General features: G+C 45.0%; 19 protein-coding genes. 9 read left to right on the forward strand and 10 right to left on the reverse strand.

The features are described from left to right. Positions 1-7: 7 nt before the first annotated feature. Entirely contained in the window at positions 8-640 is a 633-nt protein-coding gene (gene nth, locus CA267_RS03410; protein WP_075608786.1) for an endonuclease III, read from the forward strand. 197 nt (positions 641-837) lie between these two features. On the opposite strand, the gene map is transcribed toward nth, so the two are convergent. Both map and CA267_RS03420 read right to left on the reverse strand, forming a co-directional pair. After that, on the reverse strand, positions 838-1,614 hold the full coding sequence (map, locus tag CA267_RS03415) for a type I methionyl aminopeptidase (RefSeq protein WP_075608785.1): 777 nt from the start codon (positions 1,612-1,614) through the stop codon (positions 838-840). Further along, a complete protein-coding gene (locus CA267_RS03420) occupies positions 1,607-1,813 on the reverse strand; it encodes a ParD-like family protein (protein ID WP_075608784.1) in 207 nt (68 codons plus the stop codon). Before CA267_RS03420 ends, map begins: the two co-directional genes overlap by 8 nt. A 360-nt stretch (positions 1,814-2,173) precedes the next feature. On the opposite strand from CA267_RS03420, the gene gloA reads away from it, so the two are divergent. Together gloA and glpQ are read left to right on the forward strand one after the other, a co-directional pair. Further along, positions 2,174-2,560, forward strand: coding sequence for a lactoylglutathione lyase (gene gloA, locus CA267_RS03425; protein WP_075608783.1), 387 nt, complete (start codon positions 2,174-2,176; stop codon positions 2,558-2,560). Between the two features lies 1 nt (position 2,561). Beyond that, positions 2,562-3,569 carry a glycerophosphodiester phosphodiesterase gene (gene glpQ, locus CA267_RS03430; RefSeq protein WP_075608782.1) on the forward strand — a complete coding sequence of 336 codons (1,008 nt, stop codon included), beginning with the start codon at positions 2,562-2,564 and terminating at the stop codon, positions 3,567-3,569. Between the two features lie 10 nt (positions 3,570-3,579). Here the strand turns inward: glpQ and CA267_RS03435 are convergent, their stop codons facing one another. Next, the gene (locus CA267_RS03435; RefSeq protein WP_075608781.1) at positions 3,580-4,443 is read right to left on the reverse strand and encodes a flagellar protein MotY; all 864 of its coding nucleotides are present in this window, start codon (positions 4,441-4,443) and stop codon (positions 3,580-3,582) included. A 242-nt stretch (positions 4,444-4,685) separates the two neighbouring features. Here CA267_RS03435 and rnt point away from each other — a divergent pair, with 242 nt between their 5' ends. Next, positions 4,686-5,369, forward strand: a complete 684-nt coding sequence (rnt, locus tag CA267_RS03440) for a ribonuclease T (RefSeq protein ID WP_075608780.1) — start codon at positions 4,686-4,688, stop codon at positions 5,367-5,369. 123 nt (positions 5,370-5,492) lie between these two features. Here the strand turns inward: rnt and CA267_RS03445 are convergent, their stop codons facing one another. Then, complete coding sequence (locus CA267_RS03445) at positions 5,493-6,098, reverse strand: peroxiredoxin (protein WP_075608779.1); 606 nt, start codon at positions 6,096-6,098, stop codon at positions 5,493-5,495. Positions 6,099-6,558: 460 nt separating this feature from the next. On the opposite strand from CA267_RS03445, the gene CA267_RS03450 reads away from it, so the two are divergent. Then, entirely contained in the window at positions 6,559-6,753 is a 195-nt protein-coding gene (locus CA267_RS03450; RefSeq protein ID WP_075608778.1) for a (2Fe-2S)-binding protein, read from the forward strand. A 433-nt stretch (positions 6,754-7,186) separates the two neighbouring features. On the opposite strand, the gene CA267_RS03455 is transcribed toward CA267_RS03450, so the two are convergent. After that, positions 7,187-7,555 (reverse strand): Grx4 family monothiol glutaredoxin, encoded by a 369-nt coding sequence (locus tag CA267_RS03455; protein WP_075608777.1) that lies wholly within the window; start codon positions 7,553-7,555, stop codon positions 7,187-7,189. Positions 7,556-8,001: 446 nt separating this feature from the next. Between CA267_RS03455 and CA267_RS03460 the strand changes: the two genes are divergently transcribed. Further along, positions 8,002-8,586 carry a superoxide dismutase gene (locus tag CA267_RS03460; RefSeq protein ID WP_075608776.1) on the forward strand — a complete coding sequence of 195 codons (585 nt, stop codon included), beginning with the start codon at positions 8,002-8,004 and terminating at the stop codon, positions 8,584-8,586. A 449-nt stretch (positions 8,587-9,035) separates the two neighbouring features. Here CA267_RS03460 and CA267_RS03465 read toward each other — a convergent pair whose 3' ends face one another. Beyond that, on the reverse strand, positions 9,036-11,600 hold the full coding sequence (locus CA267_RS03465) for a right-handed parallel beta-helix repeat-containing protein (RefSeq protein WP_139316228.1): 2,565 nt from the start codon (positions 11,598-11,600) through the stop codon (positions 9,036-9,038). A gap of 485 nt (positions 11,601-12,085) precedes the next feature. Between CA267_RS03465 and CA267_RS03470 the strand changes: the two genes are divergently transcribed. From CA267_RS03470 to CA267_RS03480, 3 genes are read left to right on the forward strand one after another with little or no spacing between them, the layout of a single operon-like run. Then, the gene (locus CA267_RS03470; protein ID WP_075608774.1) at positions 12,086-14,008 is read left to right on the forward strand and encodes a PrkA family serine protein kinase; all 1,923 of its coding nucleotides are present in this window, start codon (positions 12,086-12,088) and stop codon (positions 14,006-14,008) included. Positions 14,009-14,039: 31 nt separating this feature from the next. Further along, a complete protein-coding gene (locus CA267_RS03475; protein ID WP_075608773.1) occupies positions 14,040-15,326 on the forward strand; it encodes a YeaH/YhbH family protein in 1,287 nt (428 codons plus the stop codon). Between the two features lie 3 nt (positions 15,327-15,329). Beyond that, a complete protein-coding gene (locus CA267_RS03480) occupies positions 15,330-16,850 on the forward strand; it encodes a SpoVR family protein (RefSeq protein ID WP_075608772.1) in 1,521 nt (506 codons plus the stop codon). Positions 16,851-16,917: 67 nt separating this feature from the next. Here the strand turns inward: CA267_RS03480 and CA267_RS03485 are convergent, their stop codons facing one another. The 4 genes from CA267_RS03485 to aroC are packed head-to-tail and all read right to left on the reverse strand — an operon-like array spanning position 16,918 to position 20,732. Beyond that, positions 16,918-17,898 carry a hypothetical protein gene (locus CA267_RS03485; protein ID WP_075608771.1) on the reverse strand — a complete coding sequence of 327 codons (981 nt, stop codon included), beginning with the start codon at positions 17,896-17,898 and terminating at the stop codon, positions 16,918-16,920. A gap of 22 nt (positions 17,899-17,920) precedes the next feature. Then, positions 17,921-18,364 (reverse strand): hypothetical protein, encoded by a 444-nt coding sequence (locus tag CA267_RS03490; protein ID WP_075608770.1) that lies wholly within the window; start codon positions 18,362-18,364, stop codon positions 17,921-17,923. 55 nt (positions 18,365-18,419) lie between these two features. Continuing rightward, positions 18,420-19,595, reverse strand: coding sequence for an MFS transporter (locus CA267_RS03495; protein WP_075608769.1), 1,176 nt, complete (start codon positions 19,593-19,595; stop codon positions 18,420-18,422). A gap of 39 nt (positions 19,596-19,634) precedes the next feature. After that, positions 19,635-20,732 carry a chorismate synthase gene (aroC, locus tag CA267_RS03500; protein ID WP_075608768.1) on the reverse strand — a complete coding sequence of 366 codons (1,098 nt, stop codon included), beginning with the start codon at positions 20,730-20,732 and terminating at the stop codon, positions 19,635-19,637. Positions 20,733-20,735 lie beyond the last annotated feature (3 nt).

Consider the following 20,735-nt stretch of genomic DNA (forward strand, 5'->3'; position numbering starts at 1 on the left):
GAGTATTATGAATAACGCCAAAAGAAAAGAAATTCTTACCCGCTTGCGGGATGCCAACCCTAACCCCGAAACCGAGTTAAATTTCGCTTCTCCATTTGAGTTGTTGGTGGCGGTAACCCTCTCTGCACAAGCCACTGACGTAGGAGTAAATAAAGCCACGGCTAAACTTTTTCCGGTTGCCAATACTCCTCAGTCTATCTATGACTTGGGAGTGGATGGTCTAAAAGAATATATTAAAACTATCGGCCTTTTTAACGCAAAAGCGGAAAACGTTCATAAGATGTGTCGTATTTTGCTTGACCAGCATAACGGCGAAGTTCCTGAGAGCCGCGAAGCTCTGGAAGCTCTACCGGGTGTAGGCAGAAAAACCGCGAATGTCGTTCTTAATACAGCGTTCGGCTGGCCTGCTATCGCTGTAGATACCCACATATTCCGTGTAAGTAACCGGACGAAGTTCGCTATGGGTAAAACTGTTGAAAAAGTAGAAGAAAAGCTGCTTAAGGTAGTCCCTAAAGAATTCAAGGTGGACGTGCATCATTGGCTGATACTACATGGTCGTTACACCTGTGTAGCCCGTAAGCCCCGCTGCGGTTCCTGTATCATTGAAGATTTGTGTGAATACCCTGATAAGACTGAGTAAACCGCTGACAAAGGCTTACTTGAACGTTTTCAACGCCATTGGGCATTTCAAACTCGCCCAAAGAGAATGCCCCAGTGGTTAATGCTCTACAATGTCGTTATTTGAAAGAGAAAAACTATATTGCGTAGCGGCGCCTTGTTTATTAACCACTGAACGTATTCTTTATTCTGACTGAGTCATGATCACATAGACTGGTACTAGCTCACAACTTCTTCATCTCTCAATGTCAGAACCTCAACGCCGGAAGAAGTGACAAGAACGGTATGCTCCCACTGCGCAGACAATTTTTTATCACGGGTAATAACCGTCCAACCGTCCTTTTTCTGCTTGGTCTTGTAGGTTCCCTGATTGATCATCGGCTCAATCGTAAAGACCATTCCCTCTTTTAAAGTAATGCCAGAACTGGGTTTACCGAAGTGAAGTATCTGAGGCTCTTCGTGCATTTGCTTGCCAATACCGTGTCCGCAATAATCCCGCACCACGCTAAAGCCATGCTTTTCAATGTAACTTTGAATAGCGTGACCGATATCCCCTGTCGTCGCGCCAGGTTTGACGCAATGGATTCCTTTCCACATAGCGTCATAGGTCACATGCACAAGATTTTTTGCTATCGGTGACGGTGTGCCTACAGAATACATTTTACTGCTATCTGCAATATATCCTCCTTTTTCAAGAGTTATATCAATATTAACGATGTCGCCGTTTTTGAGTCTCTTACTTTTAGAGGGCACCCCATGGCAAACCACCTCGTTGATCGAAGAATTTAACACGTACTGGTAACCGTACTGGCCTTTACTCGCCGGTCGCGCCTGTAGTTTATTAACGATGAAATCTTCGACAAAATCATTGACTTCCATAGTCGAGATGCCCACATCAATAACCTTGTCCAGCTCTTTAAAAACGCTGGCCAGTAAACGGCCGGATTCCCGCATCAGCAAGATTTCTTCATTAGTTTTAATAACGATGTTACTCATTCACAAGCCTCACCGATGCCACATTTTGCATGCGCTTTTCCCGTTCAAGAATTTCATCATAATTCAGCGTTGGATTCTGCTCAGCCAAGCGTCCTATTTTTAACCAAAACTCAGCTTGAGAGTTAATCGAACGCTCCATTACCACACTGGTCTTTCTGACTTCTTCATGAAGTTTATCGGAAATTTTTACAATACCCATTTTCAACCTCAACATATATAATATGTAGCATAATGTAGCACAACACATTTAGAACAACTAGCACGAAAATTCTGATGCCGATGCTTTGTGATTAGTAATAGATAAGGCCGTGTTCCCTTTGAAAAGCTAAACGTAAATCTTTCCGACAGAACACTCTGGTTTTGTGTGAGGCTTTTAAAATTCACACCAACAGTAGCTAACCAACCGAGATATCTTCATGATGACAAGAGAAACTCAAACCAGGCGTCAGCTTCCAGGCTGCAGAACAAAAGCCAAAAAAGGCTTGAGTTTAATTTGTCGGTCATAATAATGTCGTCTGAACATATTACTATTCACGCTATAGCACATCAGGAGAATAAAATGAGAATGCTTCATACCATGTTACGTGTAGAGAATCTGGAAAAGTCGCTGGATTTTTACGTCAATACCATGGGAATGAAATTACTTCGCCAGTCAGACAACGAAGAGTATCAATATACTCTGGCGTTTGTTGGTTATGCCGATGAGTCAGAGCAGGCAGTTATTGAACTTACCTATAACTGGGGAGAAAATACTTATGACAAAGGTACTGCATACGGGCACGTTGCCTTTGCGGTAGATGATATTTACGATTTTTGTAAGAAGCTTGAAGCTCGCGGTGCAGATGTTTATCGCAAACCCGGCCCTGTAAAAGGAGGAAGTACTGTTATTGCCTTCGTTCGCGATCCCGACGATTACGCCATCGAACTCATTGAAACCAGAGATTAATATGACCTTCCGGCATGCCGCTCTTGCGCTGGCCCTCTCCACCAGTGCTTTTTCCCGCTTTTCCTATGGGTTTGATATCATTGCTCACCGTGGTGCATCAGGTTATCTACCTGAGCATACCTTAGAGGCGGCTGCCCTGGCTTACGCACAACATCCGTCTTATATCGAGCAGGATGTGGTAATTACCAAAGATGGTGTGCCTGTTGTGCTGCACGATATTCATCTGGAAACGGTTACCGATGTCGAAGCGGTTTATCCGCAACGTGCCCGTTCGGACGGTCGATATTATGCGCTGGATTTTACCCTTGAGGAATTACGGCAACTACGGGTGCATGAACGACAAAACGAAAAGGGAGAAGCCGTTTTTCCTCATCGTTATCAAGGTGACAAAGCCACTTTCCGTGTTGCCACGCTAGATGCTCACATTGAGCTTATCCAGCAGCTTAACCGCATTAGCGACCAAGATATTGGTTTCTATGTTGAGATTAAATCACCCCAATGGCATCGGCAACAGGGAGTGGACATTTCGGCAATCCTGCTCGATACACTAAAAGCAACTAATCTTGCGGGAAAAGACGCCAACCTGTACTTGCAGTGTTTTGATTTTGCAGAAGTGAAGCGGCTACGGAACGAGCTAGGATTTAAAGGAAAACTGATACAACTTTTAGGCGAAAACAGCTGGGGCGAATCTGTCACCGACAATGATTGGTTAATGTCTGATGACGGCTTGTCCGAGCTAGCGACAGTAGCTGACGGTGTAGGCCCATGGTTAGGCCAGTTGCTGGATGCTCAAGCATTAAAAAAAGCTAAGATAGTGGTCCAGCCCTGGCTGGCAACAGCGCAAAAACAGGGTTTGCTCATTCACCCCTACACATTCCGGGTGGATGCCCTTCCCGCGGGATTGAGCGAAGAGCAGGTACTAAGTCTTCTTATTGAGCAACTTAAAGTAGACGGCGTTTTTACCGACCAGGTTCCGCCGATAAAACAATTCCTGATGCAGAACAAGTAATTGTTACGCATCAGGATTTAGATAAATGAACCACAACCCGCCGGTTAAGCGCTCGCGCATCGCTGTTGGAGTTCGGCGAAATATGGCGCTTTTCTCCATGCCCCGTCACTTCAATGCGTTCGGCGGGCACGCCTAAAGCTGTAAAATAGTCTTTTACCTGGCTTGCGCGACGAATCGATAACTGCTCATTGGTCCATCTGCCGCCATAGCTATCCGTATAGCCATCCAGCAGTACTAATTCAAGGTCGCTATCTTCTTTAAGATACTCACCAATCATTTCGAGTTGCTTTTGTGCGTAAGCGGTAAGTTCTGTACTGTTTTTTTCGTACGACAACACGGTGTAAGCAATATCGTCGAAACTGAACGGCAGTAAGTTGGAAACGCAAGAGATAAATTCACGATAGCGGGGAGTAAAATTGCTCGCGTTTAATGACACCGCAACCTTATCATAGCGGTTATACCAGTCCTGATAATAAATGGTTGGCCAGAAACCCTTTTCCAGTTCGCTTAACATGGTCCAAGCTGCATCTTCAGGAAGATCGCCATTATATTGCTTACGTATTGTCATATCAGCAATAGGTTTAGGGGCAACGCCTGGCATCCAGGAAGGAGGTACGGAATACACAGCGGCAACATCAAATTTCTTAGGCAGCAACTTCATATCCAGCTCAAATTCCATATTAAGCTGTTTTGATGCCATACTCGTAAATAATGCATCACCATAACCGGGCAAGGTGTGACTAAGCGTACATTGTAAGCGCGACGCTTCAACCATCTTCCAGTCAGAAGCATCAACTGCAGCTGCATATTGCCGCATAGCGGCGTGACTCACGGTAGCCACCGCTAACAGACTAAGTAATAACAAGCGCAACATTGTTCACATTCACCAGGATTTAAAAGCTTCTCGTTGTAGATATCGCCCGTATGCAGAAAAAGTTTAGCACAGAAATGTCTATAAATAAGATGATGTGATCACTATCATTAAATGTAGCTCAGCTTCAGGGTGGATACCTCGTCGCATTACTGAGATAATCCACGGCTATTATATCAGCACTGTGCGAACAGCAGTATGCTTTTTACGCAGTGCACAAGTTGCAATGGTGGTAAACCTTTTCTATGTCAGATAATAACGCTGCACTCGCTACACGCTTCAGGGGCTATTTTCCTGTCGTCATTGATGTCGAAACGGCCGGATTTAATGCTGCCACTGATGCACTATTAGAGATAGCGGCAGTGACTTTGAAAATGGACGAAAATGGCGATTTGGTCCCGGCGCAAACTTATCACGCTCACATAGAACCTTTTGAAGGCGCAAACCTGGAAGCTGCAGCATTAGAGTTCAATGGTATCAATCCACACTGCCTGCTACGTGGCGCCATTAATGAAGCAGAGGCGATGAAAGCCTTGTGTAAAACCGTACGTAAAGCGCAAAAGGCGGCTGACTGCCAGCGATCAGTGATCGTTGCCCATAACGCCAATTTTGATCTGAGTTTTGTAAACGCGGCTCTTGCCAGGAGCGATATCAAGCGTACACCTTTCCATCCTTTTGTCTCCTTTGATACCACTACCTTAGCCGGATTGGCAGTAGGCCAAACGGTGCTGGTAAAAGCTTGCCGCGCTGCCGGTATCGAGTTTGATCAAAAGGAGGCTCACAGTGCGTTATATGATGCTAATCGCACTGCTGAACTCTATTGCTATATTGTAAATCGGTATAAAGCGCTGGGGGGTTGGCCCTTGTCAACAGGGGGCGATAGCAGTGATACAAGCGATTCGCAGGAAGCGAAAACTTCTCGCGAGTAAGAGGTAGGAAGTTAGCGATTGTAGCTGTTTCTTTTTATAGTAAACAAACCTTCTAATCGCAGTGAGAGTAGTCCGTAAATGAAAAAAGCCGCTTTATTAAGCGGCTTTTTACTAAAAGAGGGATTAGAGAGAATCCGCTTCTTCTGACAAGTATTTTGCTACACCTTCAGGGCTAGCTGACATACCCGCTTTTCCTTCGGTCCAGCCGGCAGGACATACTTCACCATGCTCTTCATGGAAACTAAGCGCATCAACCATACGTAACATTTCATCAATATTACGGCCAAGAGGTAAATCGTTTACTACCTGATGGCGCACCAGGCCATCCGCGTCAATCAGGAAAGAACCACGAAACGCCACGCCAGCTTCTGGATGCTCAACATCATAAGCCTGACAAATCTCATGCTTGGTATCAGCTACCAGAGTATACTTGACAGGGCCAATGCCTCCTTGATTGACTGGCGTGTTTCTCCATGCATTATGAGAAAACTGGGAATCAATGGATACACCGATAACTTCCACGCCGCGCTTCTTAAACTCTTCATAACGTTTGTCAAAAGCAATCAATTCAGATGGGCAAACAAACGTAAAATCTAACGGATAAAAGAAAATGACGGCTTTCTTTCCCTTAATAGTATCGCTCAAGGTGAAAGTATCAACAATTTCACCGCTTCCTAATACAGCCGCTGCAGTAAAATCCGGGGCTGGACGTCCTACTAATACACTCATGATTCGCTCCTAGTTTTATGAATATTTATTATTCAGCAGCTCGTGGGCGAACTGCCTTTTATCTTAGCCTTATTAGCCGGAGATTATTATTGGTACACATCGGAAAATAACAACCGGATAAAGCGACTATATTGCTCCGACTTCTCCCGGGCGAAATTATTGAATATTGAATAAACAATAAATGAAAGGTTCTTAGCCGAACTTCTGGAGCATGGATGCTCCAGCAGAGCCATCAGGGATGATTTTACGGCGTTTCGGGTAAGAAACCTTTACATATTTTCACCGCTGATTGTTTTTTTGCTCACTCATGCGGTGCCCTACGACCTCTCGCGCTTAGCAGCAAGTGTAAACAAATTTTCACCGGCTCATCAACCTGTTAGACATTAAGGGCATCGTTAGTCTTGCTTTCTAAGTAAATAGCAATTATTATCATTCAAGAAGTGGTTGAAAGAGTAACTGAATGTACATTTGCATGTGTTATGGTGTCACCGACAAAGCAATTCGCCACGCCGTTGAGAATGAAGGCGTTGGTAATATTCGTGAGCTGCGAGAGCATCTTGCAGTTGGCAGCCAATGCGGTAAGTGCATACAAATGGCGCAACAGGTCATAGATGCCACTATTGTAGACGAATCCCTTTTTAAAGAAGTGTGTTAGTTTCTTTCAATTAATCTATACCTCAACTTCAGTAATTTTTTAGCCCCCTAAGCTTCTTTGCTTAAACCTGCCTTTTTTTCTCCCGATAACTTGATAAATAACTGCGGCAATTTAATCGAAATCTATGGAAATGCCTTAGTGGAATTACTAAGAAATGGAGAGAAGGCTACGGCTAACATCGACGCAATATCATTAGATAAGCATCGTTGTTTTCTATCGGTGATAGCTAGTGAGTTAGTGGTATCTGCTTTTGCCCAACGTGATACTAATCAGCTTTAATGTGTGATCAGCTCAGAGATAGAGGAATGCATCTAATCAAGGCACATTGGTGAAGGTGGATTAGTATGAGTCATATCAATTAGACACTGACACAAAAAAGCCCGGACAACATGGCCGGGCTTCTTATTAATCTACTTCTACAACAAACAGTGGCTTAATTGGCAGCTTGATCGTTTTCAGTTGGAGAACTCTTCGCCGCAGCCTCTTTTACAATTGGCTGGAGTTCATTTTGCTGGAACATTTCAATGATGATATCGCACCCACCAATAAGCTCGCCATTTACCCATAACTGAGGGAAAGTAGGCCAGTTAGCATACTTTGGCAGCTCGGCACGTATATCAGGATTCTGCAGAATATCCACATAGGCAAACTGTTCTCCGCATGACATTAATGCCTGCGAAGCCTGCGCTGAGAAACCACAACTAGGCAGTTTGGGCGAGCCTTTCATATAAAGTAGAATAGGATTTTCTGAAATTTGCTGCTTGATTTTGTCTATTGTAGACGGGCTATCGATATTATCCATCCGGTTCCTCGCTGGAATGCTGTTCGCGTACACCACTATATGGGCACAGACCGCATTAGTTTCAAGGCTGACCAGTTTAACATAACCACAATCGATTCGTGAACCGGGAAAAACTGGTTACCAAAATTTCTCTGTCTATAGGTCATCAGGGATGATTTTACGACGTTTCGGATGAGGAATATTGCTTATTCCTTGAGAGTGCCTAATTTTTATTCATTCATGCTTGCCTTGCAATTTACTGACTATACTAGAGAATAGAAGATGACTTAACTTATGACTTAAAAAAATCCATCCTGCCCCTATATGGCAAAAAAATCATAATTTTGTCATTGGGTTATCTGTTTTTGCCCTTATACTTAATCTAAGTTGAGACCGGTGTTGGCGCAGGCGATGATTTTGATGCGCCGCGAGCCAACACGTAAATTAATACCAACATGGAGACTCGTATGGCTTTCGAATTACCCCCACTACCCTATGAAAAGAATGCTCTGGAACCCCATATTTCAGCTGAGACGCTGGATTATCACCACGGTAAACACCACGCTACCTACGTGACGAAATTAAATGGTTTGATTGAAGGCACGGATCTGGAAAACAAAAGTCTTGAGGAAATCATCAAGTCTTCAGAGGGTGGCGTTTTTAACAATGCTGCTCAAACGTGGAACCACACGTTTTTCTGGAACTGCTTAAGCCCCAACGGCGGCGGCGAGCCAACTGGAGCGTTAGCTGAGGCTATCAACGCAAAATGGGGATCTTTTGCTGATTTTCAGGCCGCGTTTAATGATAAAGCAGTGAACAATTTTGGCTCTAGCTGGACCTGGTTGGTGAAAACCTCTGATGGTACGCTCGACATCGTGAACACCAGCAATGCTGGTACTCCTATCGCCGATGGCAGCGGCAAGCCTGTTCTAACTGCAGACATGTGGGAACATGCTTACTATATCGATTACCGAAATGTTCGCCCTAAGTATCTTGAAAATTTCTGGAATGTGGTTAACTGGGAATTTGCCAGTGAAAACTTTTCCAAGTAAATATCCCATCAGATAATTACTTCAGTAAAGCCCGCTTTTGCGGGTTTTTTTATACCTTGTGTTAGCGCGATAACACGGAGTGCTTCCTGAGACATCCTCCGGGGCTAGCTTAAATGGCTGTTATTCTGCGTTGCTCTAATTACAAAAGCCCCACCCTTTAACTAAGAACGTCTTCCTGCAAGCTTAAATGCGCACTTTTCAACTTTTGCTGAGTGATCATTTTTACTCCGAAGCGGTATTGTATCTGCACTTTTCATTGCACTGCCATAAGCAGAAAAATTCTAAAGCAAAGGATGCTCCTTCGGCATCGCAGGTTGATGCTAATCCGCATAGATGTGGGATGAGCTCAGAGATAGAGGAATAGTATAAAGACTGCCGGAGCAGAAAAGCCTGCTCCGGCTAATGCGCGAGTAAATTAAACCCGGCGTCGCTGTTGTTGAAACGATTTCCTACTTATTAAGCAGCGCTATATTTTTGAAAATAACTTTACCGGATTCTGGCTCGACATCGTTATCAACGACAAACGTCAGATTCTGGTAGTTGCCAGAAGGTAAGTGCTCACCCACTGGAATCAGTAAACGTTGCCAGCCGTCTTCTTCAGTAAAGCGGGCTTGAACCAGTCCATATTCCTGCGTTCCCCCAAAGGAAAATACTTCCTCCGGCATCACCGCGTTATCATTATCAAAGCCGATCCCGACAATTTCAGGATTACCTTCAATTTTTACGTGAAGCACCAGTACACTTGATGCATCAATAGCAAAGTTTCCGGTAATTTTTTTCCACACATTCCCTTCTACGGTAAGTGCATGTCCATCGGCAGACACACGGCTTCTTCCATTTTCTAAATCATCCTGACTTTCAGTAAAACTTTCGACACTGTAGGTTCTAAGATCGATAGCGTCATAAAGCATAATGTTGCTAAAGGTGACACTTGGCTTTTTATCTTCTTGGGAAATGTCGTTATCTAACGCGAATACCATCTTTTCATAACGTTTCGGTTTGAAGTATTGCGCCAGCGGAATACTAAGGTTTTGTTGATAACTCCCCTCCTGATACCCATCAACCGGCATTCCGAATTGCTGACTTCCATAAAGCTGCATAAGGTCGGTGCCGTGAAGACGGTTATTGTTATCAAAACCAATCGCGGCGATTTCTGCCCCTTCTTCTCCAAAAAACGTAAAATCCAACACAGTGTGTTCAGTGATCACCGGATGCATAGTGCCAATCTTCAACCAAGTGTTGCCAGTAAGGGTGAGGCTGTGATTGTCTTGAATAGTAAACAGATTATCCTGGTTCTGATTACGATAAGAATTCAGGCCCCAGTCGTCCATATTCAGCGTAAACGGCAGCTTTTTATTCAGATATGCTGTCTTTACACCCACAGTAGACTGAGTCATTCCTACGACTAACTCGCCAGCTTGAATGGTCGAGAAATTTGGGATCAGCAAGTCGCTCTCCAGCGCCAGCACTTTTGGCGCTGACTGATTCATCAGACTTCGGGCAAATTCCAGGTTTAACAGTTCCGGATAAGCAAAGCCCTGAGTAATGGCAGCGTCATTACGTGGTTTTAACGTTTTTAAGTTAAACAGGTAATTGTTGACAAACTGGCTGGATTTCGATTTCTGAGGATCATAAATACCATAGCCCACAGCGTTATTTGCCAGTTCAGTAATAATGATATTATTCACCGCGTTTACCCAAAAGGCATTGTCACCTTCAAAGTCTGACGCCGTAATGCCGTTACGATACACGTTAATAAAATTATTAAAAACGTTCACCAGCCCTTCTGGTCGGGCGTATAGTCCTCCTACTTTTATGGAAGCCCACATCTTGCCAGTATCATCACCCATATGATGAATAGTATTATTAAAGATATAGCTTGGCCCCCTCATATTGGGCACTGCACTAACACCAGCGTAGCCGTGGGACAAGTCATTGTTATACACCAGAACATTTTGCTGGCCGCCATCCATTTCAATTAGATCGTCGTTGGCATAAGCAAAGACATTGTTGTAGATAGCGGAATCCCGAATAAAGCCGCCGTAAACTTCGCCATTAAAGCGACTTTCAATTACGTCATTAAATCGTTTGCTGTCGCTGCCGGTAAAAATATTATTGCGAATAACAATCTGCCCTTCAAATTCTGGATTTGGATGGTTTGCATAAGCAATAAAAGCATTAGCGCCTTTAGGATGTCCGGAGTCCCAATTGTTCGCCCCCAGCACGGGATCATGCACATAACAGTTTTCGATAGTAATTACACCGCTGCGTTTTAGGTAAAAAGCAGAGTCATAATTAATCGTTTCCTCGTCATCATCTACGGCAATACCATTTAACTCGTAGCGAGCAACTCTTCCCCAACTTGAGATATCGCAACCGTTAATCCAGATATGATGTGCATCGACAGCATGAAAACCTTGCACACCGCCTTTTTTAATTAGGATATTTTCAAAATATACATAGCTGTTATCACCTATAGACACGGCTGACCCAGCACCATCATCTGCGATAATAGGAGTATTCACATCACCTACAATTTTTGCCCAGCCATCTTCTTCACCCTCAATACCCAGTGCTTCTAAATCAAGCGTGCCTCCATAGTAAATATCGGAGAGATAGTAAACTTTACCTGGATCGATCGGTGGGGTGTCCGGGCGAGTCATAAAGGTCAAGTCGAACTCCTGCCAACCTGACGCCGGCGAGTCCAACACAATTCTCACTTCGTACTCTGTATTGGGTTGAAGGTGAACCAACGCGCCCGACAGACTATCGGTAGTGGGATCAAAATACAGGCTGTTTCCCTCTTGCCAGTTGTATTCTCCAAACGCACGAAACTGTACTTGCGTTTGCGTGTTTTCCACTTGAGAGAAAATGGTGATGCCAGCCGATTCCATCAGGGGTTCTATCCGATAATCACCTGTCTCGACTGTATGAACTGCTGCAATTAACGAGTGCGGTAAAAACAAAGTTAGCCACGCCACGAGAATGAGCGGTAGGGAAGTAAGCATCTTCACGATTGTCTCCAATTCAGACTGCAATAGATATGAGAAATTTGCAGGCGGATAATAAGGTAAGTAGCGGGGGTAACAAGGCCTGTTGATGATGTAAACTCATAACGAACGCTTATTCTCTATACGACGAGATGTTTTTCATCAACGCCAACAGCTTCTTCGTGCATTGTTATCTTAAATTGCAGACGCTTGATTTTTAACCAAAACAGCGATGCTAACTGAGTTCTTCCGCCAACCTAACCTGCAGCCAAGGCCATCGAAACCAAATTAGTAACAAACATTAAATTAGCGACGTTTGCATCATCTTTAGTAGAAGCTCTTGATGAATTGTGCCACCGCCGTCGTGAGAACATCCGGCACTCGGTGTTTATTACGTGAATTTTCCAATTCTTCTCTGGCTATTCCTAAATTGATTGAAAAAAAATCCCACTTTGCAAAATACCGACTAAGCTGAAAGTACGGGAAAGCCGTTTTTTTAAGGGTTATTCATGGGTATTTTCGAACACTATCAACAACGTTACGAGGAACGTAAACAAGAAGAATTCACTATTCAGGAATTTCTGGAAATCTGTAAAAACGACCCTATGGCTTACGCCAACTCAGCCGAGCGTCTGCTAAAAGCCATTGGCGAACCAGAAATGATCAATACCGCTAATGATCCGGCTCTCAGCCGGTTGTTTTCCAATCGTGTCATTCCCCGCTATCCCGCCTTTAACGAATTTTACGGGATGGAAGAGGCTATCGAACAGATTGTTTCTTACCTACGCCATGCCGCGCAGGGGCTGGAGGAAAAAAAACAAATCCTTTATCTCTTAGGGCCGGTCGGAGGCGGTAAATCTTCACTCGCAGAGCGCCTAAAAGAATTGATGCAAAAGATACCCATTTATATGCTGAAAGGGTCTCCGGTAAATGATCATCCTTTCTGTTTGTTTGATGTGGAGGAAGATGGTCACATTCTCGAAAAAGAATATGCAATTCCTAAGCGCTACCTGAAAACAATCATGTCACCGTGGGTTCGTAAAAGATTACATGAGTACAACGGCGACATAACAAAATTTAAAGTCGTTCGTGTTTTTCCCTCGGTTCTTGACCAAGTGGGGATTGCTAAAACTGAGCCCGGTGATGAAAACAATCAGGACATTTCGGCATTAGTCGGAAAAGTGGATATTCGTCGGCTCGAGCAATTTGCGCAGAATGATCCCGACGCTTATAGCTATTCAGGCTCTTTATGTAAAGCAAACCAGGGCTTGATGGAGTTTGTGGAGATGTTTAAAGCGCCTATTAAGGTGCTGCATCCTTTGTTAACCGCTACTCAGGAAGGAAATTATAATCCCACCGAAGGATTTTCTGCCCTGCCCTTCGACGGACTCATTCTTGCTCATTCGAACGAATCCGAGTGGCAATCGTTCCGCAACAATAAGAATAATGAAGCCTTTCTGGACCGTGTTTATATCGTTAAGGTTCCCTACTGCTTACGGGTATCTGAAGAAATTAATATTTACCGCAAGTTGCTGGTAAATAGCGAATTAGCGGGTGCGCCCTGTGCCCCTGATACACTGGAATGTCTGGCCCAGTTTACGGTATTGTCGCGTTTAAAAGAGCCGGAAAACTCAAGTCTTTTCTCTAAAATGCGGGTCTACGACGGCGAAAGTCTGAAAGATACCGATCCAAAGGCGAAGTCTTATCAGGAGTACCGGGATTACGCTGGCGTGGACGAAGGAATGGAAGGGTTATCGACCCGCTTTGCCTTCAAAATTCTTTCTCGGGTATTTAACTTCGACCACCAGGAAGTCGCGGCTAACCCGGTGCATCTGTTTTATGTTTTAGAACGGCAAATTGAGCGCGAGCAATTCCCTCAAGACGTTGCTGACCGGTATAAAGAATTTTTAAAAGGGTATCTTATTCCGCGCTACGTTGAATTTATCGGCAAAGAAATCCAGACCGCCTATTTGGAGTCGTACTCCGAATACGGTCAGAACCTGTTTGACAGGTACGTCACATATGCTGATTTCTGGATCCAGGATCAAGAGTACCGGGATCCAGAGACCGGCCAGCTGTTTGATCGCCAGTCGTTAAATGCGGAGCTGGAAAAAACAGAAAAGCCAGCAGGTATCAGTAATCCTAAAGATTTTCGCAACGAGATTGTGAATTTTGTCCTTCGGGCTCGCGCCAATAACAGCGGTAAAAATCCGGCATGGACGAGTTATGAAAAGCTGCGCACGGTAATCGAGAAAAAAATGTTTTCGAACACTGAAGACTTACTTCCGGTTATTTCGTTCAATGCCAAAGGCTCCAACGAAGACAGAAAAAAACACGACGATTTCGTCAATCGTATGGTCGAGAAAGGTTACACACAGAAACAGGTCAGGCTGTTATGCGAATGGTACTTACGGGTGCGTAAAGCATCTTAAGGGGGTCGTTTAACCAAATAAGTAGGTGCTTATGGCGCATTTTATTGATAGAAGGCTTAACAGCAAGGGAAAAAGTACGGTAAACCGGCAACGCTTTTTACGCCGTTACAAGCAACAGATAAAGCGAGCTGTGTCCGATGCAGTAAGTCAGCGTTCGGTAACGGATCTGGAGAATGGTGAACAGATCAGCATTCCGGCGAAGGATATTTCTGAACCGGTATTTCACACCGGCAAAGGAGGGAAACGCACTGTCGTTCATCCTGGCAATGATCAGTTTACGGCTGGAGACAAGATTAACCGGCCTCCCTCAGGAGGAGGTCAGGGAACTGGCAGCGGCGAAGCAAGTAAAGACGGAGAAGGAGAGGACGAATTTGTCTTCTCAATTTCAAAAGATGAATATCTGGAAATCCTGTTTGATGACTTAGCGTTGCCGAATTTAAAGAAAACGCAGTTAGATAAAGTGGTTCAGTACGAGACTTATCGCGCTGGCTATCAAACCGATGGCGTGCCAAGCAACTTGGATATTGTTCGTTCATTAAAAGGATCGGTTGCCCGACGTATTGCACTGACAGGCTCTGATCGGAAGACGCTACGTGAGCTGGAAGCGCAACTACAAGCTTTACAAGACGATAAGCTTGATAATACTTTGGCGATTATGGAACTGCTGAAAGAAATCGAAGCTTTAAAAGCTAAAATCGCCCGTGTCCCTTTTATAGATACCTTTGATCTTCGATTTCGAAACTATGATCGCCGCCCCGTTCCCACCAGCAAGGCGGTGATGTTTTGTCTGATGGACGTATCTGGTTCAATGGATCAGACGACAAAAGATATGGCCAAGCGCTTCTACATTCTGTTGTATTTATTTTTAACACGCACCTATGAAAATGTTGAAGTGGTATATATCCGTCACCATACGCAAGCCAAAGAGGTCAGCGAACATGAATTTTTCTATTCGCAGGAAACCGGCGGAACCATTGTATCCAGCGCATTGAATTTGATGAACGACATTATCAAGGACCGCTACTTTGAAGGGAACTGGAATATTTATGCGGCGCAAGCGTCAGACGGGGATAACTGGGCCGACGATTCACCGCAGTGCAGAGAGCTGCTTGTAAACCATCTATTGCCTGTTACTCGATACTTTGCTTATATCGAAATTACTGACAGGCAACACCAAAGCCTATGGCGGGAATACCAGAAGTTGGAAGCCATAACAGAAAATTTTGTTTGCAAGCATATTCAGCACGCCAGTGATATCTATCCGGTTTTCAGGGAACTTTTCAGAAAGTCAGAACAAATTGTGAGCGCGGGAAAATAATTTATGACATCCGATGTTAAAGCCTCCAAAGATCTTCTAGCTGATGGTCCTGACTGGACCTTCGATATGCTTGAGCAATATGAATACCACATTGATCGTGTCGCTAAACGCTTCAAGCTAGATACCTACGCCAATCAAATTGAGGTTATCACCGCAGAACAAATGATGGATGCCTATGCAAGCATTGGTATGCCACTCAACTACAGTCACTGGTCTTTTGGTAAAAAGTTTATTCATACTGAACAACAATATCGTCGCGGTCAGATGGGGTTGGCATACGAAATTGTCATTAATTCTGATCCCTGTATCGCTTATTTGATGGAAGAAAATACAATAACCATGCAGGCGTTGGTTATTGCTCATGCGTGTTATGGCCACAACTCTTTTTTCAAAGGCAATTATCTGTTTCAGACGTGGACAGATGCAGGCTCCATCATCGACTATCTGGTATTTGCTAAAAACTACATTGCTAAATGTGAACAAAAATATGGCACCGAGATTGTAGAAAATACGCTTGATTCCTGTCACGCACTCATGAATTTTGGTGTAGATCGTTACAAACGACCACAAAAAATCTCTTTACAGGAAGAACAGACGCGTCAAAAGCAACGGGAACGGTATCTTCAATCTCAAATTAATGATTTGTGGCGCACACTACCTGAATCAAAAACAAACCTTAAGCCCCAAAATCAACGTTTTCCCGCAGAACCTCAGGAAAATCTCCTTTATTTTATTGAGAAAAATGCACCTCTGCTAGAACCTTGGCAGCGGGAAATTGTGCGTATCGTCAGAAAAGTTTCGCAGTACTTTTATCCACAAAAGCAAACGCAGGTTATGAATGAAGGATGGGCCTGTTTTTGGCACTACCACATTTTAAACCAGCTGTTCGACGAAGGGCGGGTCAGCGAACGCTTTATGATGGAATTTCTTCACAGTCACAGCAATGTAGTGATGCAACCAGATTACAACAGCCCTTATTATTCTGGCATTAACCCTTATGCGTTGGGCTTTAAAATGTTTATGGACATCAAACGGGTTTGTCAGAACCCCACCGCCGAAGATCGCTACTACCTACCGGATGTGGCAGGTAAAGACTGGTTGGAGACGGTACACTTTGCAATGCGTAATTTCAAAGATGAAAGTTTTATCAGTCAGTTTTTGTCCCCTAAGCTGATAAGAGACTTTAAATTATTTGCAGTTGAAGATGATGCAGATAAACCATTTGTCAGCGTGAATGCGATTCATGACGAGCAAGGTTACTTAAAAATTCGTGAGAAACTCTCGGCGCAATATAATTTAAGTAATTTAGAACCGAATATCCAGGTATACAATGTGGATGTGTGCGGAAATCGTTCGCTTACCCTGCGATATATTCCCCAGCAGGGAATTCCGCTGGCGGAATCATCTGACGAGGTGATGCGACACCTGCATCAGCTATGGAAGTTTGATGTGACGCTAGAGCAACAAATCGATGATGATGTGCGAGTGATTAGCCAGTGCCGCCGCCCAGCGCCAGCAGCTTAGCGAAGGTCCGTTGACGGATTATGACCCCTCTAAAAGAACACCATTTATGGCGGCTACCGTTTCATGGTCATTCTGCACACACCACGGCCAGATAGTCACCATTGTCTGCTGACATAGCCGTTCTTGTGGCCCCTTTCGGGCAGTACTCGGCAATATTGAGCCACGGTTGCCATTCGGAGGCAACAGCATTAGGACCCGTTTCAGCTTTAGACGGGAGATTTCCTTGTTGTGCTTCCACAGCGTCACCTAATTGCGGCCGCCTGTCCTGAACGGGTTCGGTAAAATCCCATACAAGTAACTGACTTCCCACCGCAGTCAACGCCTGCCCCTTATGTGTCCAGGCGACGTAATAGGCGTCGCGAGGCAGCGTAACGAGTACAGTGGTTGAATCCAGTTTCGGATCATAAGCCATGAGCGTCCATGGTTGCGTATCCGGAGCCGGATTCTTGGTATAACTAAATAGCGCAGTTCCGGGGATAGCCCATAGGCTGGGACCAATATCTTCGTCCACAACCTGGCTCTTGCTATCGTTACGCAACCGCATCAGAATATTCGGCTCACCTAAAATAAATGCCAGCGCGTCATTGTTGTCTATCCAAACGTGATACCCCACGGGCTCCACAGCAAAAATTTTACCAACACTTTCTCCCTCTTCGCTGTACTGCCATAACCATTGCTTGTTATCTTCTGCAACTCGAATAACAGAAAAACCCGCTTGTTGCGCAGGCATGGGCGTGGGGGAATATTCTGATTCGGCAGTGTGGGTTACTGGTAGATGATAGCGATGGACCGGATCGTACAATAAAATATCGGTTTGCTCACTCGCTCCCACTGGAAATGACTGGGTATAATATAACCTGATGTCACCGGGGAGAAAATGCGGTTGATTGGTATAGGAATCAGTATCAGTAAGTTTTTGCGCCTGTTTGACTGCAACGTTTTCGTCGTTATAAGTCAACGAAAACAGCCATAAGTTACTGTTGCTAACTTGCCCATAGGCGTAGCCGCTAGAGCATAAGAGTAGAAAAAAAATACGTAGATATTTCACAAATTGGCACCGTTATTAAACACTATGCTACCTTACAGCGGGCGTCTCTCACAGGAAATCCGCAATCTTTAAACCATTCGAACGCTTCGACTTCCTTTGCAAAATAACGCGTTTTATAGTCGGAGGAATCGCTGGGAACCATCTGTTGCAACTGATATTTTTTCAGGCAATTTTCCTGATATATCAGCGCGGATTGCCTTAGATTATTCGACAAAGCCCAGCCCCCAAACATTTGAATAACCGGCACGGAGTCATGAGTGGAAAGTTGCCAGTCATTCAAACAACATAGCAACCCCCACGGATTACCGTCAAAACTGGCTACTAATTTTTTGATTGCGCCGGTAAATTTTTCGTTCATGCCCTGGTTCCATATGCCCTTCCCGTAAGTAATAATCACTCGATTATCCCGACGTACGACGAACTGGGCGTGGGGATAGCTTCCTATGATTTCATCTGACTCTGTCATGCCAAGGGCCTGAGGTTTTACAGGTATATCTGTCAGTATAGCAATGAATTCAAGCCTACTGCGTAAACGATAAATCCATTTTCTTTCTGTTTATCAAAAAGAGTACAAGCGCGCCCGCCAATGCAGAAATAGCAGCCACCATAAATGTTTGAATAGCATTGGTGCCCTGATGCCAAAGTTGCCCAGCTATGTAATTACCCGATGCGCCACCAAGACCAAAGGCAATACTGATGTAAAGCGCTTGCGCTCGGCTGTGGAATTGTGCTGGAAAAAAGTGATAGATAAAATGTACTGATGTGGCGTGGGTGAGGCCAAAACTTAATGCGTGAATCAGCTGACTAACAATGACGGCAATGCCGTATTCTGCCCACCCAGCCAATATCGCCCATCGACAGGCTGTCAGAGTCATGCAGACAAACAGTAACCACCACACGCCACAGCGGGCAATGAGACGGCGGGCAAGAAGAAAAATGCCGATCTCTGCCAACACGCCCAACGCGATTAACAAGCCTGTCTGCTGACCTGAATAATGTAGATCACGCATATACAAGGCGAAAAATCCATAATACGCGCCAAAGCTGAACTGCAGTAAAGATGCGGATAGCAAAAAAATGAGAAAGGTTTTGTGGCGCGCCAGTTGCCCAAAGTTATCAGATTGATCTGTCGCAGGCTTGGTGGCGCCGGGATGTACAATGAGCAAGCTACTAACAAATAGCGCTGTTAGAATTCCCATGCTGACATACACCGGCGTATCCGTGGAATAGCTATCCAGCGCTTTGCCAACGCCTACTGTCAGCACAATAAAACCGATACTTCCCCACAGCCTTACCTGCCCATAACTTACTGCTGTTTTGGTCACCGATTGCATGGTAATGACTTCCAGCTGCGGCAAAACTGCAGTCCAGAACATCATCATAAGTCCAAAAGAAAGGGTAAGTCCCCAGAAGCCATCAAAAAGAAAGACGGTGGCAAAACTTACCACCGTAAGAAAGCATCCAAGACGCAGCACCAGCAACGCCTGGCCTGTCTTATCGGCAATACTCGCCCACAGCGACGGGCCAATAATTCTTGCAAGCGTGATGATAGCAAACAACTTGCCTATATCGGCTGAGCTAAAGCCCCTGCCATCAAGGAAAATCCCCAGATACGGCACCAGCACGCCCAACTGGCCGAAGTAGAGCCAATAAGTAAGGGCGAGTAAGACAATATTGGTGCGAGAGTTATTCTTCATGGCATACGCTTCGCCAGGATAGTAAATTCAAATTTACAACTACACGCTGCCGGGGATAATTGGAGTTTTGCTTTGTACATGCCCGTTCTGTGCCCGGTGGCGAAGGCAATGATCCATTAGCACAATAGCAAGCATGGCTTCAGCAATGGGCACCGCGCGAATGCCGACACAAGGGTCGTGTCGCCCTTTTGTCACAATATCGATGGCGTTCCCGCTGATATCAATGGTTTGCCCAGGAATGGAAATACTGGAAGTGGGCTTTAATGCCATATGCACGACAACATCCTGGCCGCTGGAAATACCGCCAAGCACGCCGCCGGCATGATTAGAAGTAAATCCCTGTGGCGTCAAGGTATCGCGATGTTCACTGCCCTTTTGTTCAACCACGTCAAAACCATCGCCAATCTCTACTCCTTTCACGGCGTTGATTCCCATCATCGCGCTTGCAATATCAGCGTCCAGACGATCAAAGACAGGCTCACCTAATCCTACCGGCATTCCTTTCGCTACTACCGACACTTTTGCGCCAATGGAATCACCGGATTTTTTTAAGTCTCGCATGTACGCATCCAGCGCTTCCAGCTTGCTTTCGTCAGGACAAAAAAATGGATTGGTGTTGATGACATTCGTATCTACGGTGTCTACTTTTATCGGCCCCAGCTGGGATAAGTAGCCGTGTATTTCAATGCCGTATTCCGCTTTTAAAAATTTCTTTGCGATACCACCCGCTGCAACTCTTACGGCGGTTTCGCGGGCGGACGAGCGACCGCCTCCGCGGTAGTCCCGGGCACCGTATTTTTGTTGGTAAGTGTAATCTGCGTGTCCGGGACGAAAGCGGTCAGCGATATTGGAATAGTCACCACTGCGCTGATCATTATTTTTTATTAACAAGCCTATGCTGGTCCCGGTGGTTTTCCCTTCAAATACGCCGGACAATATCTGCACTTCATCATCTTCACGGCGGGCTGTGGTGTAACGGGAAGTGCCCGGCTTGCGCCTGTCTAAATCAGTTTGTAGATCAGATTCCGATATTTCTAACCCTGGAGGACAGCCATCAACGATGCCGCCAATTGCGATACCGTGACTTTCTCCAAACGTAGTGACCGTAAAAAACTTTCCGAAGCTATTGCCTGCCATAGA

The organism is Alteromonas pelagimontana (assembly GCF_002499975.2).
In the GTDB taxonomy this organism is placed as follows: Bacteria; Pseudomonadota; Gammaproteobacteria; order Enterobacterales; family Alteromonadaceae; genus Alteromonas; species Alteromonas pelagimontana.

What these genes read in the sequence shown, in the direction of transcription:
- CA267_RS03455 (WP_075608777.1), bottom strand. Translation starts at nt 7,555, where the DNA reads ATGGATAATATCGATAGCCCGTCTACAATAGACAAAATCAAGCAGCAA.
- CA267_RS03420 (WP_075608784.1), bottom strand. Translation starts at nt 1,813, where the DNA reads ATGGGTATTGTAAAAATTTCCGATAAACTTCATGAAGAAGTCAGAAAG.
- CA267_RS03475 (WP_075608773.1), top strand. Translation starts at nt 14,040, where the DNA reads ATGGCGCATTTTATTGATAGAAGGCTTAACAGCAAGGGAAAAAGTACG.
- CA267_RS03495 (WP_075608769.1), bottom strand. Translation starts at nt 19,595, where the DNA reads ATGAAGAATAACTCTCGCACCAATATTGTCTTACTCGCCCTTACTTAT.
- CA267_RS03450 (WP_075608778.1), top strand. Translation starts at nt 6,559, where the DNA reads ATGTACATTTGCATGTGTTATGGTGTCACCGACAAAGCAATTCGCCAC.
- nth (WP_075608786.1), top strand. Translation starts at nt 8, where the DNA reads ATGAATAACGCCAAAAGAAAAGAAATTCTTACCCGCTTGCGGGATGCC.
- CA267_RS03460 (WP_075608776.1), top strand. Translation starts at nt 8,002, where the DNA reads ATGGCTTTCGAATTACCCCCACTACCCTATGAAAAGAATGCTCTGGAA.
- gloA (WP_075608783.1), top strand. Translation starts at nt 2,174, where the DNA reads ATGAGAATGCTTCATACCATGTTACGTGTAGAGAATCTGGAAAAGTCG.
- CA267_RS03435 (WP_075608781.1), bottom strand. Translation starts at nt 4,443, where the DNA reads ATGTTGCGCTTGTTATTACTTAGTCTGTTAGCGGTGGCTACCGTGAGT.
- glpQ (WP_075608782.1), top strand. Translation starts at nt 2,562, where the DNA reads ATGACCTTCCGGCATGCCGCTCTTGCGCTGGCCCTCTCCACCAGTGCT.
- CA267_RS03445 (WP_075608779.1), bottom strand. Translation starts at nt 6,098, where the DNA reads ATGAGTGTATTAGTAGGACGTCCAGCCCCGGATTTTACTGCAGCGGCT.
- CA267_RS03480 (WP_075608772.1), top strand. Translation starts at nt 15,330, where the DNA reads ATGACATCCGATGTTAAAGCCTCCAAAGATCTTCTAGCTGATGGTCCT.
- CA267_RS03490 (WP_075608770.1), bottom strand. Translation starts at nt 18,364, where the DNA reads ATGACAGAGTCAGATGAAATCATAGGAAGCTATCCCCACGCCCAGTTC.
- map (WP_075608785.1), bottom strand. Translation starts at nt 1,614, where the DNA reads ATGAGTAACATCGTTATTAAAACTAATGAAGAAATCTTGCTGATGCGG.
- aroC (WP_075608768.1), bottom strand. Translation starts at nt 20,732, where the DNA reads ATGGCAGGCAATAGCTTCGGAAAGTTTTTTACGGTCACTACGTTTGGA.
- rnt (WP_075608780.1), top strand. Translation starts at nt 4,686, where the DNA reads ATGTCAGATAATAACGCTGCACTCGCTACACGCTTCAGGGGCTATTTT.
- CA267_RS03470 (WP_075608774.1), top strand. Translation starts at nt 12,086, where the DNA reads ATGGGTATTTTCGAACACTATCAACAACGTTACGAGGAACGTAAACAA.